Origin of the sequence: Kitasatospora sp. NA04385, assembly GCF_013364235.1 — a bacterium.
Lineage (GTDB): Bacteria > Actinomycetota > Actinomycetes > Streptomycetales > Streptomycetaceae > Kitasatospora.
Genome location: NZ_CP054919.1, coordinates 7,928,072 through 7,942,918 on the forward strand (window position 1 = coordinate 7,928,072; position 14,847 = coordinate 7,942,918).

Annotated in this window: 17 protein-coding genes; 12 read left to right on the forward strand and 5 right to left on the reverse strand. The window is 75.2% G+C overall.

The window, feature by feature from the left end; genetic code table 11:
* Window position 1: 1 nt before the first annotated feature.
* The 7 genes from HUT16_RS35120 to HUT16_RS35150 all read left to right on the forward strand — a co-directional run bounded on the left by HUT16_RS35120 (window position 2) and on the right by HUT16_RS35150 (window position 6,753).
* Window positions 2-472 (forward strand): cupin domain-containing protein, encoded by a 471-nt coding sequence (locus HUT16_RS35120; protein ID WP_176192042.1) that lies wholly within the window; start codon window positions 2-4, stop codon window positions 470-472.
* Between the two features lie 23 nt (window positions 473-495).
* A complete protein-coding gene (locus tag HUT16_RS35125; RefSeq protein WP_176192043.1) occupies window positions 496-1,860 on the forward strand; it encodes a SidA/IucD/PvdA family monooxygenase in 1,365 nt (454 codons plus the stop codon).
* Window positions 1,857-2,210 (forward strand): cupin domain-containing protein, encoded by a 354-nt coding sequence (locus HUT16_RS35130; RefSeq protein ID WP_176192044.1) that lies wholly within the window; start codon window positions 1,857-1,859, stop codon window positions 2,208-2,210. Before HUT16_RS35125 ends, HUT16_RS35130 begins: the two co-directional genes overlap by 4 nt.
* On the forward strand, window positions 2,210-3,724 hold the full coding sequence (locus tag HUT16_RS35135) for a class I tRNA ligase family protein (RefSeq protein ID WP_176192045.1): 1,515 nt from the start codon (window positions 2,210-2,212) through the stop codon (window positions 3,722-3,724). Before HUT16_RS35130 ends, HUT16_RS35135 begins: the two co-directional genes overlap by 1 nt.
* A 71-nt stretch (window positions 3,725-3,795) precedes the next feature.
* Window positions 3,796-5,070 carry an acetyl-CoA carboxylase biotin carboxylase subunit family protein gene (locus tag HUT16_RS35140; RefSeq protein WP_176192046.1) on the forward strand — a complete coding sequence of 425 codons (1,275 nt, stop codon included), beginning with the start codon at window positions 3,796-3,798 and terminating at the stop codon, window positions 5,068-5,070.
* 7 nt (window positions 5,071-5,077) lie between these two features.
* Window positions 5,078-6,367, forward strand: a complete 1,290-nt coding sequence (gene lysA / locus HUT16_RS35145; RefSeq protein WP_176192047.1) for a diaminopimelate decarboxylase — start codon at window positions 5,078-5,080, stop codon at window positions 6,365-6,367.
* Between the two features lie 110 nt (window positions 6,368-6,477).
* Window positions 6,478-6,753 carry a hypothetical protein gene (locus tag HUT16_RS35150; protein WP_176192048.1) on the forward strand — a complete coding sequence of 92 codons (276 nt, stop codon included), beginning with the start codon at window positions 6,478-6,480 and terminating at the stop codon, window positions 6,751-6,753.
* Between the two features lie 35 nt (window positions 6,754-6,788).
* On the opposite strand, the gene HUT16_RS35155 is transcribed toward HUT16_RS35150, so the two are convergent.
* The 3 genes from HUT16_RS35155 to HUT16_RS35160 all read right to left on the reverse strand — a co-directional run bounded on the left by HUT16_RS35155 (window position 6,789) and on the right by HUT16_RS35160 (window position 8,111).
* Window positions 6,789-7,553 carry a sporulation protein gene (locus HUT16_RS35155; RefSeq protein ID WP_176192049.1) on the reverse strand — a complete coding sequence of 255 codons (765 nt, stop codon included), beginning with the start codon at window positions 7,551-7,553 and terminating at the stop codon, window positions 6,789-6,791.
* A 103-nt stretch (window positions 7,554-7,656) separates the two neighbouring features.
* The gene (locus tag HUT16_RS39540; RefSeq protein WP_303392123.1) at window positions 7,657-7,791 is read right to left on the reverse strand and encodes a hypothetical protein; all 135 of its coding nucleotides are present in this window, start codon (window positions 7,789-7,791) and stop codon (window positions 7,657-7,659) included.
* 62 nt (window positions 7,792-7,853) lie between these two features.
* Complete coding sequence (locus HUT16_RS35160; protein WP_176192050.1) at window positions 7,854-8,111, reverse strand: amphi-Trp domain-containing protein; 258 nt, start codon at window positions 8,109-8,111, stop codon at window positions 7,854-7,856.
* A 243-nt stretch (window positions 8,112-8,354) separates the two neighbouring features.
* On the opposite strand from HUT16_RS35160, the gene HUT16_RS35165 reads away from it, so the two are divergent.
* The 3 genes from HUT16_RS35165 to HUT16_RS35175 all read left to right on the forward strand — a co-directional run bounded on the left by HUT16_RS35165 (window position 8,355) and on the right by HUT16_RS35175 (window position 9,819).
* Complete coding sequence (locus HUT16_RS35165; RefSeq protein WP_176192051.1) at window positions 8,355-8,816, forward strand: DUF6325 family protein; 462 nt, start codon at window positions 8,355-8,357, stop codon at window positions 8,814-8,816.
* Window positions 8,817-8,884: 68 nt separating this feature from the next.
* Complete coding sequence (locus HUT16_RS35170) at window positions 8,885-9,196, forward strand: SHOCT domain-containing protein (protein WP_176192052.1); 312 nt, start codon at window positions 8,885-8,887, stop codon at window positions 9,194-9,196.
* Window positions 9,197-9,426: 230 nt separating this feature from the next.
* On the forward strand, window positions 9,427-9,819 hold the full coding sequence (locus tag HUT16_RS35175; protein WP_176192053.1) for a VOC family protein: 393 nt from the start codon (window positions 9,427-9,429) through the stop codon (window positions 9,817-9,819).
* A 64-nt stretch (window positions 9,820-9,883) separates the two neighbouring features.
* On the opposite strand, the gene HUT16_RS35180 is transcribed toward HUT16_RS35175, so the two are convergent.
* Together HUT16_RS35180 and HUT16_RS35185 are read right to left on the reverse strand one after the other, a co-directional pair.
* Complete coding sequence (locus tag HUT16_RS35180) at window positions 9,884-10,885, reverse strand: AraC family transcriptional regulator (protein WP_254898144.1); 1,002 nt, start codon at window positions 10,883-10,885, stop codon at window positions 9,884-9,886.
* Window positions 10,886-10,964: 79 nt separating this feature from the next.
* A complete protein-coding gene (locus HUT16_RS35185) occupies window positions 10,965-12,482 on the reverse strand; it encodes a nitrilase-related carbon-nitrogen hydrolase (protein ID WP_176192054.1) in 1,518 nt (505 codons plus the stop codon).
* A gap of 185 nt (window positions 12,483-12,667) precedes the next feature.
* Between HUT16_RS35185 and HUT16_RS35190 the strand changes: the two genes are divergently transcribed.
* Window positions 12,668-13,975, forward strand: coding sequence for a sensor histidine kinase (locus tag HUT16_RS35190; protein ID WP_176192055.1), 1,308 nt, complete (start codon window positions 12,668-12,670; stop codon window positions 13,973-13,975).
* Complete coding sequence (locus HUT16_RS35195; RefSeq protein ID WP_176192056.1) at window positions 13,972-14,709, forward strand: response regulator transcription factor; 738 nt, start codon at window positions 13,972-13,974, stop codon at window positions 14,707-14,709. The genes HUT16_RS35190 and HUT16_RS35195 overlap by 4 nt, the downstream gene beginning before the upstream one ends.
* The last annotated feature ends 138 nt before the right edge of the window (window positions 14,710-14,847 follow it).

Sequence of the window (14,847 nt, forward strand, 5' to 3'; positions counted from 1 at the left end):
CGTGAGCAGCAGGAGCATCAAGGACATCGTCGTGTTCGGCGAGAGCGAGGGCGAGGTGCGGCACGTCCGCAAGGGCCCCGACCGGTGGATCGCCGGCGAGCTCGCCATCACCAACACGCTGCAGTTCGCCAGCCCCGACGGCGCGTTCACGGCCGGCATCTGGGAGAGCACCCCCGGCAAGTTCCGGGCCGTCTACGAGGAGGACGAGTTCTACCACATGCTGTACGGCCAGGTCGTGATCGCCGACGAGGACGGCAACGCCCGGACCTTCCACCCCGGCGACACCATCGTGGTACCGGCCGGCTTCACCGGGACCTGGGAGGTGGTCGAGCCGACCAAGAAGTTCTACGCCCACTACCGCCCCGGCAGCGGCCCGGCCCTCGCCACCGCGACGCCGGTGACGACCGAGCCCGCCGAGCGGACCGACGCCGACCCGTCCGACCCGTCCGACCCGTCCGTGCAGGCCGGCTGACCCGGGAAGAGGCCGACACCACCATGACCACGTCCCCCGCCACCGCCGGCCTGCCGCACCAGCGGCTGCTCGGCATCGGGTTCGGTCCCTCGCACCTGTCCATGGCCGCCCTGCACGCCTCCCGGGCGGCCGCCGGCGGCGCGGGGAGCGTGCACTTCCTGGAGGCCCGCGCGTCCTTCGCCTGGCACCCGGACATGCTGCTGCCCGGCGCCCGGATGCAGGTCGCCTTCCTCAAGGACCTGGTCACCCCCCGGGAGCCGACCAGCCCGTTCAGCTTCGTCAACTTCCTGGTCGCCCACGGCCGGCTGGAGCAGTTCCTCGACCTCGCCACCCTCAACCCGACCCGGCACGAGTTCGTCGAGTACTTCCGCTGGGCGGCCGCCCGGCTGCCCGGCTACGCCAGCTACGGGCACCGGGCCGAGGCGATCCGCCCCGCCGTCGCCCCCGACGGCACCGTCACCCACCTCGAAGTGGACCACCGCGGCCCCGACGGCACCCGGCACACCACCACCGCCGACCACGTCTCGGTGGCCCCCGGCGGCTCCCCGGTCGTCCCCCGCGGCGTCGACCCCGCCGCCCGGGAGAGCGGCGCCGTCCTCCACAACAGCGCCTTCCTGACCGGCATCCAGCCCTTCCACCGGCGCGGCCGCGAGCTGCCGCACCGCTTCCTGGTGGTCGGCGCCGGACAGAGCGCCGCCGAGGCCTTCCAGTACCTGGCGGCCGAGTTCCCCGCCGCCGCCGTCACGCTCGCCCACCGCGGCTTCGCCCTGCAGCCCGCCAACAGCAGCGCCCTGGCCAACGCCATCTTCGCCCCCGCCGCGGTCGACCTGTTCCACGGCGCCGCCCCGGCCCGCCGCCGCGGCATCCTGGCCGAACTGCGCACCACCAACTACGCCGCCGTCGACGACACCGACATCGACGCCGTCGCCGGACTCCTCTACGACCAGCAGGTGCGCGGCGGGCAGCGGCTGGCGGTGCGCCGCTTCACCGAGCTCACCGCCTGCCGGGCCGCCGGACCGGGCGCCGCCGCCACCCTGCGCGACCTGCTCACCGGCGAGGAGCGCACCGAGGAGTACGACGCCGTCGTCCTCGCCACCGGCTACGACTTCACCGAGGCCCGCGGACTGCTCGCCGGCCTCGACCGGTACCTGCTGCGCGACGAGGACGGCCGGCTGCTCGTCGACCGCGACTACTCGGTGCGCACCGCCCCCGGCTTCGCCCCCAAGGTCTTCCTGCACGGCGCCGCCGAGCACACCCACGGCCTCACCAGCACCCTGCTCTCCCTGATCGCGCACCGCGCCGGCGACATCCTCGACGCCGTCGACGCCGCCGACGGGGCCGCCCGTCCCGCCCCCACCGACCACCTCCTGCAAGGAGCGCACGCATGAGCGGCATCCAGATCCAGCGGCGGGCCGACGCCCCCACCCGCGAGGAGTACGGCTGCGAGTTCCGCCGGATCCTGCCCTGGCAGCGCTCCGGCCCCTCCGACACCGGCATGGGCGTGTGCACGGTCGCCCCCGGCACCGCCACCACCCCGCACTCGCACGTCGACCACGAGCAGTTCTACGTGGTGCGCGGCAGCGGCACCGTCGAGGTCGAGGGCGAGCGCGCCGAGGTCGGCCCCGGCGACGCGATCGTCGTCGGCTCGCACCAGGTCCACCACTTCGAGAACGGCTCCGCCACCGAGGAGCTCGAACTGCTGTCCGTCTGGTCGCTCGGCCCGCTCGGGGGCGAGTGATGGCCGCCCGCGCCTTCCTGGTCACCGCCACCCCGCCCACCACCAACGGCGACCTGCACGTCGGCCACCTCTCCGGCCCCTACCTGGGCGCCGACGTGTTCAGCCGCGCCCAGCGGATGCTCGGCCACACCGCCCTCTACGCCTCCGGCGGCGACGACCACCAGACCTACGTGGTCACCACCGCCCAGCGCCTGGGCCTGGACCCGGTCGAACTCGCCGCCCGCTGCAACGAGGAGATCCGCGAGACCCTCGCCCTCGCCCGGATCGACATCGACGCCTTCACCAGCCCCGACGACGACTACCGCGCCGACGTCCGGGCCTTCTTCACCGACCTGTACCGCACCGGGAAACTGGAGCGCCGCACCTGGACGTTCCCGTACTGCGCCACCACCGACCGCTTCCTGCTGGAGGCCTTCGCCACCGGCCACTGCCCCGAGTGCCTGGTCGCCACCTGCGGCGCCATCTGCGAGAACTGCGGCCACCCCAACGACACCGGCTCGCTGCTCTACCCCGCCGGCACCGGCACCGCGGCCGGCACCGGCACCGAGCCGCGCGAGGTCGAGATCCTCGTCCTGCCGCTGGAGCACTACCGCGAGCGCTTCACCGACTTCTACCGCGAACGCGCCGCCACCATGCGGCCGCACGTGCTGCGCTTCGTCCGGGAGATGCTCGACCGCCCGCTGCCCGACTTCCCGGTCAGCTACCCCGCCCAGTGGGGCATCCCGGTCGGCCTGGACGGCTTCGAGGGCCAGGTGTTCAACGTCTGGGCCGAGATGCTGCCCGGCCTGCGCGTCATGAGCGAGACCGCCCGCGCCCGCCGCGCCCCCGCGCACCGCGGCGACGTCTGGGCCGCCGACTCCGGCTACGAACTCGTCCAGTTCCTCGGCTACGACAACACCTTCTACTTCTCGCTCGCCCACCTGGGACTCGCCTTCGCCCACGGCGGCCTGCTCACCCCCACCGCCATCGTGACCAACGAGTTCTACCACCTGGAGGGCGCCAAGTTCTCCACCAGCCGGCGCCACCTGATCTGGGCCCGCGACCTGGTCGGCAAGTACGGCGCCGACAACGTCCGCTTCCACCTCGCCCTCGACAACCCCGAGCACCAGGTCTCCGACTTCACCGAGGCCGGCTTCACCGAGAGCGTCCGCACCCGCCTGCACGCGCCGCTCACCGCGCTCGCCGCCGCCCTCGCCCCGCGCACCGGGCAGCCCGCCCCCGCCGGGCCCGGGACCACCGCGCTGCTCGACCGCTACCGTGACCGCATGCGCCGCGCCTACACCCTGGAGACCTTCTCGCTCCGGCAGGCCGCCGAGAGCACGGCCAACCTGCTCGCCCTGCTCGCCGCCAAGGCCGACCAGGACCCGGCCCTGGCCGTCGCGGGCGTCCGCGTCCTGGCCGAACAGGCCGCCCCGCTCCTCCCGGACCTCGCCGCCGCGCTCGCCGAGCGCTGCGCCGCCGTCCCCGAGGGCACCGTCCCGCGCCTGGACGGGCTGATCGCCCACCCGCTCTGACCGTTCCGCACCGGCCCGGCCCCCGACCCGCGGGGCCGGCCCCGGACCCGACCGCAGCAAGGCAGAACACCATGCACATCGCGTTCGTCGACTCCAACCCCGCCGCCCTGGAAGCCGTCCGGCTCGCCACGGAGGCCGGCCACCGCGTGACCTTCCTGCAGTCCGCGGACCCGCTCTACCCGCCCACCGAGCAGAACCTGCGCATCCTCGGCGCCGTCGACCACCTCGTCGACGGCCTCGTCACCACCGACCCCGGGGCCGTCACCGCCGCGCTCGCCGCCCGGCACGCCGACCACCCCATCGACGTCGTCACCAGCCAGCACGAGATGTGCACCGAGGCGGTCGCCCACGCCTGCCGCACCCTCGGGCTGCGCGGCACCGACCCCGACGCCGTCCTGACCGCCCGCCGCAAGGACCGCTGCCGCGAGGCCCTCGACCGGGCCGGCCTCGCCTCCGCCCGCCACGCGCTGGCCGCCGACGAGGCGGAGGTCCTCGCCGCCGCCGAACGCATCGGCTACCCCGTCATCCTCAAGCCCCCGTCCGGCGGCGACAGCCTGCTCTCCTACGTGGCCCGCACCCCCGAGGAGGCCGCCGAGGGCTGCCGCGGCATCCTCACCGGGCTCGACGCCGTCCCCGCCGACTGGCACGGCCAGTTCCGGCGCGGCATCCTGGTCGAGGAGTACCTGACCGGCCCGCTGGTCTCGGTCGAACTCGGGGTCAAGAACGGCGAGTTCACCCCCTACTGCGTCTCCGGCCGGTTCCGCTGGGCCCAGGACGAGGTGGTCGAGCTCGGCTCCTACATCCCCTCCAACCTGCCCCCGCGGCAGCGCGAGGACTGCATCGCCTACGCCGTCGAGGTCTGCCGCGCCCTCGGGCTCGACCTCGGCGTCTTCCACCTGGAGATCATCCACACCGAGCGCGGCCCGGTCCTCGTCGAGGTCAACCCCCGCGTCATGGGCGGCGCCCTGCCCACCATCTACAAGCACGCCACCGGCACCGACGTCTTCACCGGGCTGCTGGAGATCCTCGACCCGGACGCCGAGGTCAACGCCCCCGCCCCGACCGACGGTTGCGTCGGCGGACGCAAGGTGATGGCCCGCCACGGCGGCACCCTCGACCCCGCCGCCACCCTGGAGCGCGCCGCCCGCCACCCCGACGTCCTGCAGGTCGTCGGCTTCGACAGCTACCGCACCGGACCGGGCCGCGACGTCGCCGCCGGGCAGATCGTCGCCCGCTTCATCCTGCGAGGTGAAGATCATCTGTCCGTGGTTCGGGCAGCCGAGCAGATCCTGCACGGTTTGGAGGAAGATCTGGGGATCGAGCTGATGATCGGTGAGAAGGACTGAAGACCCCATGACCTCCCCTGCCGGCACGCCCACCGGGCTGCCCACCCTCCCCGGCGCCGTCGACGGCCCCCGCCTCGCGGCCCTCGCCGCCGAACACGGCACCCCGCTGTGGGCGTACGACGCGCAGACCATCCGCGGCCAGATCGCCAAGCTGCGCTCCTTCGACGTGATCCGCTTCGCGCAGAAGGCCTGCTCCAACATCCACATCCTGCGCCTGATGCGCGAGGAGGGCGTCCTGGTCGACGCCGTCTCCGAGGGGGAGGTCGAACGGGCCCTGCTCGCCGGCTACCGGGTCGGCGGCCAGGACGAGCCCATCGTCTTCACCGCCGACCTGCTCAGCCGCAGCGCGCTGCGCCGGGTCGTCGAACTCGGCGTCCCGGTCAACGCCGGCTCCCCGCAGATGCTGGACCAGGTCGGCCAGGCCTCGCCCGGCCACCCCGTCTGGATTCGGATCAACCCCGGCTTCGGCCACGGCCACAGCCGCAAGACCAACACCGGCGGCGAGCACAGCAAGCACGGCATCTGGCACGAGCACCTGGAGGAGAGCCTCGCGCTGGTCGACCGCCACGGCCTCGACCTGATCGGCCTGCACATGCACATCGGCTCCGGGGTCGACTACGGCCACCTGGAGAACGTCTGCGAGACCATGGTCAAGCAGGTCCTGGTCTCCGGCCGCGACGTGCGCGCCATCTCGGCCGGCGGCGGCCTCTCGGTGCCCTACGGGCCCGGCGAACAGGAGGTCGACACCGAGCGCTACTTCCGGCTGTGGGACGCCGCCCGGCAGGAACTCGCCGCCCGGCTCGGCCACCCCGTCCGGCTGGAGATCGAGCCCGGCCGCTTCCTGGTCGCGAACTCCGGCGTGCTGGCCGCCGAGGTGCGCGCCCAGAAGCCGATGGGCAGCAACTGGTTCGTGCTGTCCGACGCCGGCTTCAACGACCTGATGCGGCCCGCCATGTACGGCAGCAGCCACCAGGTCTCCGTCCTCGACGGCGCCAGCGGCGAACCCCGCACCGGCGAGCCGCTGGACACCGTCCTGGCCGGCCCGCTGTGCGAGTCCGGCGACGTCTTCACCCAGTCCGAGGGCGGCCTGGTCCACTCCGTCCCGCTGCCGCGCACCGAGATCGGCGACCTGCTGGTCTTCCACGACGCGGGCGCTTACGGCGCGAGCATGTCCTCCACCTACAACTCCCGCCCGCTGGTCCCCGAGGTCCTGGTCGACGGCCCCGAGGCCCGGCTCATCCGCCGCCGCCAGAGCGTCGCCGACATGCTCGCGGCCGAGACCGACCTGCCGGCCTGACCCCGCGACGCCCGCCCTGCCCGGCCGTCTGCGGGCGGGCGGGCGGAGCGGTTTCGGACGGTCCGGTTTCGGACGGTCCGGGTGTCGGTGCCAGGTGGCACCCTGGCCGGATGGACGACGCGTACGACGAACTGCTGCTGCGGGGCCGGGTCTACGGGGCCGACCACGAGGACCCGGGGCCCCGTCCCGGCCGCGCCTACCGGGAACTGGTCGGCGGGCCCCTCGACGGGCTCCTGCTGGACGTCACGGGCTGGGACGCCGAGGCGCTCGCCACCGGCGCCGCCCTCTCCACCCACCTCGGCCGCCACGGCGGCGAGGGCCGCTCCCACTACGAACCGCGCCCCACCGACCCCCGGCGCTGGGACTGGACGGCGGACACCCCCTGAGGGCCCCGCCCGCTGCCCGCCCCCGCGCCCCGGGCTCAGTGCCCCAGCGCGCCCCGGACCCAGCCGTCCACCGTGCCGGTCAGATCGTGCTGGCCGGCCCCGTGGTCCAGCACGAACGTCCGCACCGAGTCGCCGCCGTGGAACATGCCGCGCTTGTCGAACTCCAGCACCACCTCGACCCGGTGCGGGTCCGTCACGAAGGACAGCTCGACCTCGTTGCAGCGCCCGGCGAACTGCGGCGCCGCCTTGTACTCGATCTCCTGGTAGAACGGCAGCGTCTGCCCCGTCCCGTGGATCCGCCCGGCCTCCAGGTCGGCCCGGTGGAAGTGGAACCCCAGCGCCGACAGCGCCTCCAGCACCCGCTGCTGCACCGGCAGCGGCTCCACCGCCAGCGGGTCGGTGTCCCCGCGGTCCAACTGCCCCGCGATGTCCACGTCGGTGCGCACCCCCAACGCCATCCCCGACAGGTGGTGCCCCCCGATCGCCGTCAACGGCGTCTCCCACGGCACCGGGAAGGCGAACGGGACCGCCCGCCGCTCCCCGGCCGCCAGGCGCAGCGCCCCGCTGACCTGCACCCGGGCGAACTCCCTGGTGGTCTGCCCCTCCCCGTCCTCGTACTCGACCTCCACCCGGGCCGCCAGGCAGAGCGTGATCCCGTTGATCTCGGCGTCCCGCTCACCCCCGACCAGCTCGACCTGGCCGTGCACCGTCCCGCCCGGGCACACCACCGGAGTGGACAGCACCGTGTCGACGGTGGGCCCGCCCACCCCCAGCGCACCGAGCAGCCGCTTGAACACCATCCGGGGACACTCCTCACAGACTCAGGACCACGAGCCCACCGATCGTACTTTGCCCGCCCTTTGCCACCGACCGGCGGCCTCCCCCCACCGGCATGACGCCCCGTCAGGCCCGGACGCGCTGGGTGAGGAAGAGTGCCGCGCGGTCCAGCACCTCGTCCGCTTCCTCCGCCTCGTCCGCCTCGTCCAGGACGCCGGCGAACGCCTGGAACACCTGCGGAACGTCGGCGGTGCCGTCCACCGGCCGACGGCCCCGGGCCCGGCCCCGGCCCCGGCCGTCGGCCGAGCGGTGGTCGGCGGCCGTCAGTCCTCGGCGGCCGAGGACTCCGCCGACGCCCCCGTCTTCCACGACATCTCGACCTCCAACTCGATCTCGTCGCCGTCCAGTTCGACTTCGATCTCGGTGTGGAGCTCGTCGGGGATGCGCACCGTGAGCCGGCCGGGCCCGAGGTCCAGCTCCGCCTGGCCGCCCCGCCTGATCGCGGCGGCCAGCGCCTCCAGCTGGTCGGCGGCTTCGGCGCGGGACAGCGCGCGCTTCTGGGTGAACTCGAGGTCTTTCACCGCAACCCTCCAGGTCGCACGGGGACACCGGACCCTCCCCACCATCTTCCGGCCTCACCCGTCCGGGTGCGCGGGGAGCGCCACCGCACCCGCCCGCCCGGCTCCCGCCCGCCCCGCTCCGGTGCCGCCGGGCGGCGACCGGACACCGGCGTTAGCGTGGGACCGAACCGAGACCGGGGCGCCGCCCCGGCACCGGCCCCGGCCGCCGTACCGGCGGCCGGACGGCGTCCTCCTGGAGTTGACGTGAACGACCGATCCCCCGACCCGGAAGAGCTCGGCCCGATCGACTACCTGGTGATCTCCTTCCCGGGCAGCCGACTCACCGGCGAGGGCCTTCCGCTGCTCATCGACCTGGTCGACCGCGCGATCATCCGCATCCTGGACCTCACGTTCGTGCGCAAGGGCGCCGACGGGACGGTCGAGGCCGTCGAGATCGCCGACCTCACCGGCGACGGCCGCCTCGACCTCGCCGTCTTCGAGGGCGCGTCCTCCGGCCTGCTCGGCGACACCGACCTCGCCGAGGCCGGTGCGCTCCTGGAGCCGGGCGACAGCGCGGCCGTCCTGCTCTACGAGAACCGGTGGGCGGCGCCCCTGGCCGCCGCCCTGCGCCGGGCCGACGCCCGGATGGTCGCCGGTGGACGCGTCCCGCTGCAGGACCTCGTCGAGGTCCTCGACAGCATCGAGTCGCCCGGCCCGTCCAGCTGACGACCGCGCCCCGACGCCTCACCGCACCGCCCCCCTCACCGCACCGCACCGCCCCGAAGGAGGAAGCCATGCCCGGACTGCTCCGCGGAGTGGCCCGCACCGCCGTCGTCGCCGGGACCGCCACCGCCGTCTCGAACCGGGTCTCCCGCCGCCAAGCCGGTCGCTGGGCCGAGCAGGAGACCCAGTACGTGCAGGCCCCCGCCCCCGCTCCGGTCGCCCCCGTGCCGGTAGCCCCGGCACCGCCGCCCGGGCCCGCCACGGCCTCGCCGACCATGGACCAGAAGCTGGAGCAGCTCCAGCAGCTGGCGGCGCTCAAGGAACAGGGCATCCTCACCGACGAGGAACTGGCCGCCCAGAAGGCCCGCATCCTCTCCGGCTGAGGCCGCCCCGCGCCGCCCCGCCACCGGGACGGCGAGCCGTAGCCGGTCTCCGCCGCGTGCCGCAGATGACCGCTCGGGCCCGGGTCGGCCCGTCGCTCCGGTCTGCTCGTGGCCCGGGTCTGCCCGTGGCCCGGGTCGGCCCGTGGTCCGGCGGGCGCATCCCTCGGGATACTTCTCCCGAGGGATGCGCCCGGTCCGGGCGCGTCCGCCGCCCGTCCTCGGAGGAGCACGTGTCCGCACAGCCCGGCCCCGGCCCCGGCCCCGTCGCGTTCGAGAAGGTCGCTCCGGTGGTGCCGGTCCGCGACCTGGCCGCCGCCCTGGCCCGCTACGGCCGCCTCGGGTTCACCACCGAACCGTACGAGGACGGCTCCGAGTACGGCTTCGTCTCGCGCGGCGCGGTGGAGCTCCACCTGACCGAGTGGGCCGAGCACGACCCGCTGCGCACCGGCGCGGTGGTCTACCTGTACGTGTCGGACGCGGACGCGCTGCACGCCGAGTGGGCGGCGGCGGACGCGCCGGGGCGGCTGACCGATCCGGCCGACACCCCGTACGGCCTGCGCGAGTTCGGCTACGTCGACCCGGAGGGCACCCTGCACCGGGTCGGCTCCCCGCTCCGCCGCTGAGCACCCGCCCGGCGTCCGGCCCGGCGTCCCGTCCTGCGGTCGGCCCCGTGCCCGGCTCCCGCCGTCACGGGGCGAGCAGAGCCCGGGCGCGGTGCTCGCGGGGGGAGAGGCCGTGGGCCGTCCTGAACGCGCGGCTGAACTCGGGGGCGCGGGGGATGCCGCAGCGGGCCGCGACCGCCCGGACGGGCAGGGCGCGCAGGGCGGGGTCGGCGAGGTCGCGGTACGCCTTCTGCATGCGCTGGCGGCGGATGTACGCGGCGAGGGTCTCGCCCCCGGAGAGCTCGGTGAACCGCTGGTGCAGGTGGCTGAGCGAGACGTGGTGCGCGGCGGCGATCACCGGCGGGGCCAGCTCGGGATCGTGCAGCCGGCGCCGGACGAACGCCCGTACGCTCTCCACGAGTTCGCGGCGTCGCGCCTCGGGCGTCAGGGCGTCCTCGCACTCCAGCTCCCGGGTCAGCCAGGCCGCCACCAGATCCACCACCACGGTCCCGAGCGCGGACGCCTCCGCCGGGCGCAGCACCTCGGCCTGGCGGTCCAGGCCGAGCAGGAACTGCGACAGCAGCGCCCCCGAGCCCTCCAGCCCGGGCAGGCTCCGTCCGATCAGGGTGCTCAGCCGGTCCGGCGGGATCGGCAGCAGCGACATCGGCAGGTCGACGCCCAGCCCCGCCACCCGCGGCTGCTGCCCCGCGCCCCCGTGCGAGTCGAAGAACAGGCTGTTGTACGGGCGGGAACTGCTCACCAGGTGGAGGCCGCCCTCGGCCAACACCGCCTCCGGGCCCGGCCGTTCGCCCAGGGCGGCACCGCTGCCCCGGGTCAGCAGCGTCAGGTGGTAGCACTCCTCGTCCGAACTCCTGACCATCTTCCTGGTCCGCCGCACCCGGATCGACGGCACCGACATCCGCAGCACCGTGACGGGCCCCAGCCGGGTCTGCCGCACCCGCCCCGTGAACGTCTCGACGTGATCACTGGTCATGTCGGCCGCCCGACTGCGGGCCGTCGTCTCCCGCCAGAACTCGAAGCCCGCCTCCCCCGACAGGACGCCCTCACCCGACGGACTCTCCGCCACCACGCCACCCCCCAGGGCTCTCCACGGCCCCGGCCACCCGAAACCGCCCCCGGGACCTTACCGAACCGCCGGTCGGCCGTCAGGCCGCGGCCGCGGAACCGGGACGGTGCGGCCGGACCAGGGCGGTGGCGCAGAGCCCGAGGGCGAGGGCGAGGCACAGCCAGGCGAAGGCGTCGCCGATCCGGGCGTAGGGCGTCGGCGCCCCCCGCACGGGCAGGTACGCCACGGTGGCCTGGCGGTCGGTGCTGAAGTAGTCGGTGGTCGCCAGCACCCGGCCCTGCCGGTCGAAGGCCGCGGTCACGCCCTCGGAGTCCTGGCGGAAGAGCGCGTAGCCGTTCTCGATCGCGCGCAGGGCCGCCTTGCGGGTGTGCGCGAGGCCGTACTCCCGCCAGTCGTGCGAGGGGACGAGCATGATGTCGGCATCGACGTGCATCATCCCGGGGAAGTCCGCGTCGTAGCAGATCACGGTGGCGAGCCGGCCGTACGGGGTGTCCACGACGGGGACCTCGCCGTCGCCCGGGGCGTAGGACTCCGACCCGGGGACGGGGTGCGCCTTGTCGTACGTCCACCGCACGGCGCCCGCCGGGTCGATCAGCAGCGCCACGTCGCGGCCGTACGCCGGGGCGGTGGTGTCGAAGGTCTCGATGCCGATCTCCAGGTAGACCCCGGAGCGCCGCGCCTCCTCCCGGGCGTGGGCGATCACCGAACCCGCGTACGCCTCCTGCGTCCTGACGGCCCCCTCGGGCCAGACCACGATCTTCGCGCCTGCCCCGGCCTCCCGCCGGGTGGCGTCGAGCAGGCTGCGTTCGACGGCGGTGACGGCCGGCCGGAGCTCGGCGGGCGGCGCCCCGGCCAGGTCGCGGCGCGAGCCGCCGGGCACCCGGGCGAAGGCGGCCCGCTGCTCGTCCAGGGCGGCCCGGTCGGCGGTGACCCCGGCGACCCGGACGGTCGGCGCCCGGGACGGGAGGACGGCGAGACGGACGCTTCCCGCGCACAGCACCGCCGACAGGACGGCCAGGTGGACGACGACGGCCCGGCGCGCGGCGCGCCACGAGCGCTGCTCCAGCAGGTGGTCGACCACCTTGGCGAACCAGCCGATGAGGAAGGCGATGCCGTACGAGCCGGTCAGCGAGAGCAGTTGGAGCAGCGGCAGGTCGCCGTCCTGGGTGACCGCGAGGTTGCCGTACGCGGTGCCGAACGGCGACACCAGGGTGATCAGGAACTCCGCCCCGGCGAACGCCGCGGGGAACAGCAGCAGCGCGGCGGTCGGCCGCAGCCGGGCCGCCAGCAGCCGGTCGAGCAGGAACGGCAGCGTGAGCAGGGCGGAGAGGGCGGCCGCGCCGACGACGGTGACCGGCCCCAGGCCCATCCGGGACTCCGCCACCCAGAACAGGGCGGCCGCGGTGTTGGCCGCCCAGACGCCCGGCCCGCCCCACCGGGCCCGGCCGGTCCGGATGAAGCGCAGCAGCAGGACGGGGAAGAACCAGGCGGCCGGCGGCAGGTCGAAGCGCCCCCCGACGGCGCAGCACTGCGCGACGGCCCCGAGCAGCAGCAGCGCAGCCCTGGCAGCGGCGCGCGGGGGAGGACGGTCGGTCATGGCGTGTCGATCCGATCGGTCGGTGGCCGGCCCGGAGGACTCCGGACCGGCCACCGACGCTAGGGACGGACCGGCACCGCGCGGATCGTCCCACCGGGCGAGAGCACCGGCGCGCACGCACCTTTCGATGCGGCCGGGCGGCGGATCGCCGCCCGCGCCCCCACGGCTAGCCTTGACGACCAGTGATGACAACCGACCCGACCGGCACCGCCCGCCCCGTGGCCGTGGTGCGCCGCCTCGCCCACCGGTGCGCCGACCTGTCGGCCCGGCGGCCCTGGCTGCCCGACGCGGCGCTCGGCGCCGGCCTGACCGCCTTCGACGTGCTCACCCTGCTGGCCCGCCACCCCGCGCCGGGCGCGGCCGGCACCGTGCTGTGGGGCGCGCAGACCGTGCCGCTGCTGTGGCGCCGCCACCGGCCGGTGGCCGTCCTGGCCGCGATGACCGCCGCCTTCGTGCTGTTCACCGCGACGGACCCGGTGCCGGGCAAGACACCCGGCCCCTACCTGCTCGTCCTCGGGGTGTACGCCGCCGCCCGGTACGCGCCCGCCACGCGCAGCGCGCCCGCCACGGCGCTCGCGCTGGCCACCGCCGTCGCCACCGACCTGCTCTGCGGACGCGCCCTGCCCGCACACCTCGGCTCCGTCGAACCGATCAGCGCCACCACGTACGCGGTCTTCCTCACCACCGCCTGGTTCCTGGGCCGGGGACGACGACGGATCGGCGCCCAGGCCGGACGGCTGCGCCTGCTCAACGCCCGGCTGCGCGCCGAGCGGGAGACCAACGCCCGGCAGGCCGTCCTCACCGAACGGGCCCGGATCGCCCGCGACCTGCACGACGTCGTCGCCCACCACATCAGCGCGATCGCCCTGCAGGCCCGGGCCACCGGCGAGGCGCTCGCCGAGGAGAGGGCCGCCCCGGGCGACGGACGGCCCGGCGTCGAGCGGATCGCCCGGACCGCGGACACCGCCCTGGTCGAGATGCGGCGCATCCTCGGGCTGCTGGCCCCCGTGGACGGCACCGACGACCTCGCACCGGAGCCGTCCCTGGCCGACCTGCACCGGCTGGCGTCCGTGCTGGAGGCCGCGGGCTGCCGGGTGACCGCTGCGGTGGACGACGACCTGGGCGCGCCCGGCGCACTCCCGGCGGCGGCCCGGCTGTCCGCCTACCGCATCGCCCGCGAAGCGCTGACCAACGCGCTCAAGCACGCCGGTCCCACCTGGGTGCGGATCGAGGTCCGCCGGAGCGGCGACACGCTGACCCTCCTGGTCGAGAACGGCCCCGCCCCCTCCGGCCACCGGCCCGTGCCGGGCTCCGGACGGGGCCTGCTCGGCATCCGCGAACGGGTCGCCGCGTTCGACGGGACGCTGCACGCGGGCCCGCGCGACGGCGGCGGGTGGCGCCTGTCCGCCGCCCTGCCCCTGCGGTCCGAGCCCGAACCGCCCCCCGACCTGCCGTCGGGGGACTTGGACCCGGCCGCGGGAGCGATGACATGACCCCCCTCACCGTGCTGGTGGTGGACGACCAGGAGATGGTGCGCGAGGCGCTGCGCGCAGTCGTCGGACGCCGCGAGGACCTGCGGACGATCGGCACCGCCGGTGACGGGGAGCAGGCCGTGGAGCTGGCGTTCGCCCTGCGCCCGGACGTGGTGCTGATGGACGTGCGGATGCCCGGCACGACCGGCGTCGAAGCCACCCGGCGGATCCTCACCCACTGGCCGCACCCCGACCACCCCGCCCCGCGCGTCCTCGTCCTCACCACTTTCGACCACGACGAGTACGTGCACGCCGCCCTGCGCGCCGGAGCCACCGGATTCCTGCTCAAGAACAGCCACCCCGACGAACTGGCCCGGGCGATCCGGGCGGTGGCCGGCGGCGAACCGGCCCTCGCCCCGAGCGTGACCCGCCGCCTCATCGGCACGGTGACCGCACTGCCCGCGGCCCTGCTGACCGGCGCACCGCGCATCCGCGACGCCCGGGAACGCGCCCTGGAGGCGCTCACCGAACGGGAACTGGAGGTCCTGCTCCTGGTCGCCCGCGGCCGCTCCAACGCCCAGATCGCGGACGACCTCGCCCTCACCGAAGGCACCGTCAAGAGCCGGGTCAACCGCATCCTCACCCGCCTCGGCCTGGACAACCGCGTCCAGGCCGCGATCCTCGCCCACGAAGCAGGCCTCCTCGGCCTCCGCTCCGACCGGGTCGGGCCGGACGCCGAGAGGCACGGACAGTGAACTCCCCCGTCCGGCAGGACGGTCCGGCGCCGGTGGGAGGCCGCGGCGTACGCGCGGGGCACCGGCCGAACTCCCGTTCCGTGCACGCCTTCTGGGCGGGCGCGCGCGGGGCGGGTACGCTGCCGTGGACGGCCCGTG

Bases quoted from the DNA above. Each gene is read 5' to 3' on its own strand.
- HUT16_RS35130 (WP_176192044.1), top strand. From the start codon at position 1,857: ATGAGCGGCATCCAGATCCAGCGGCGGGCCGACGCCCCCACCCGCGAG.
- HUT16_RS35140 (WP_176192046.1), top strand. From the start codon at position 3,796: ATGCACATCGCGTTCGTCGACTCCAACCCCGCCGCCCTGGAAGCCGTC.
- HUT16_RS35170 (WP_176192052.1), top strand. From the start codon at position 8,885: ATGCCCGGACTGCTCCGCGGAGTGGCCCGCACCGCCGTCGTCGCCGGG.
- HUT16_RS35135 (WP_176192045.1), top strand. From the start codon at position 2,210: ATGGCCGCCCGCGCCTTCCTGGTCACCGCCACCCCGCCCACCACCAAC.
- lysA (WP_176192047.1), top strand. From the start codon at position 5,078: ATGACCTCCCCTGCCGGCACGCCCACCGGGCTGCCCACCCTCCCCGGC.
- HUT16_RS35155 (WP_176192049.1), bottom strand. From the start codon at position 7,553: ATGGTGTTCAAGCGGCTGCTCGGTGCGCTGGGGGTGGGCGGGCCCACC.
- HUT16_RS35185 (WP_176192054.1), bottom strand. From the start codon at position 12,482: ATGACCGACCGTCCTCCCCCGCGCGCCGCTGCCAGGGCTGCGCTGCTG.
- HUT16_RS35150 (WP_176192048.1), top strand. From the start codon at position 6,478: ATGGACGACGCGTACGACGAACTGCTGCTGCGGGGCCGGGTCTACGGG.
- HUT16_RS35195 (WP_176192056.1), top strand. From the start codon at position 13,972: ATGACCCCCCTCACCGTGCTGGTGGTGGACGACCAGGAGATGGTGCGC.
- HUT16_RS35190 (WP_176192055.1), top strand. From the start codon at position 12,668: ATGACAACCGACCCGACCGGCACCGCCCGCCCCGTGGCCGTGGTGCGC.
- HUT16_RS35125 (WP_176192043.1), top strand. From the start codon at position 496: ATGACCACGTCCCCCGCCACCGCCGGCCTGCCGCACCAGCGGCTGCTC.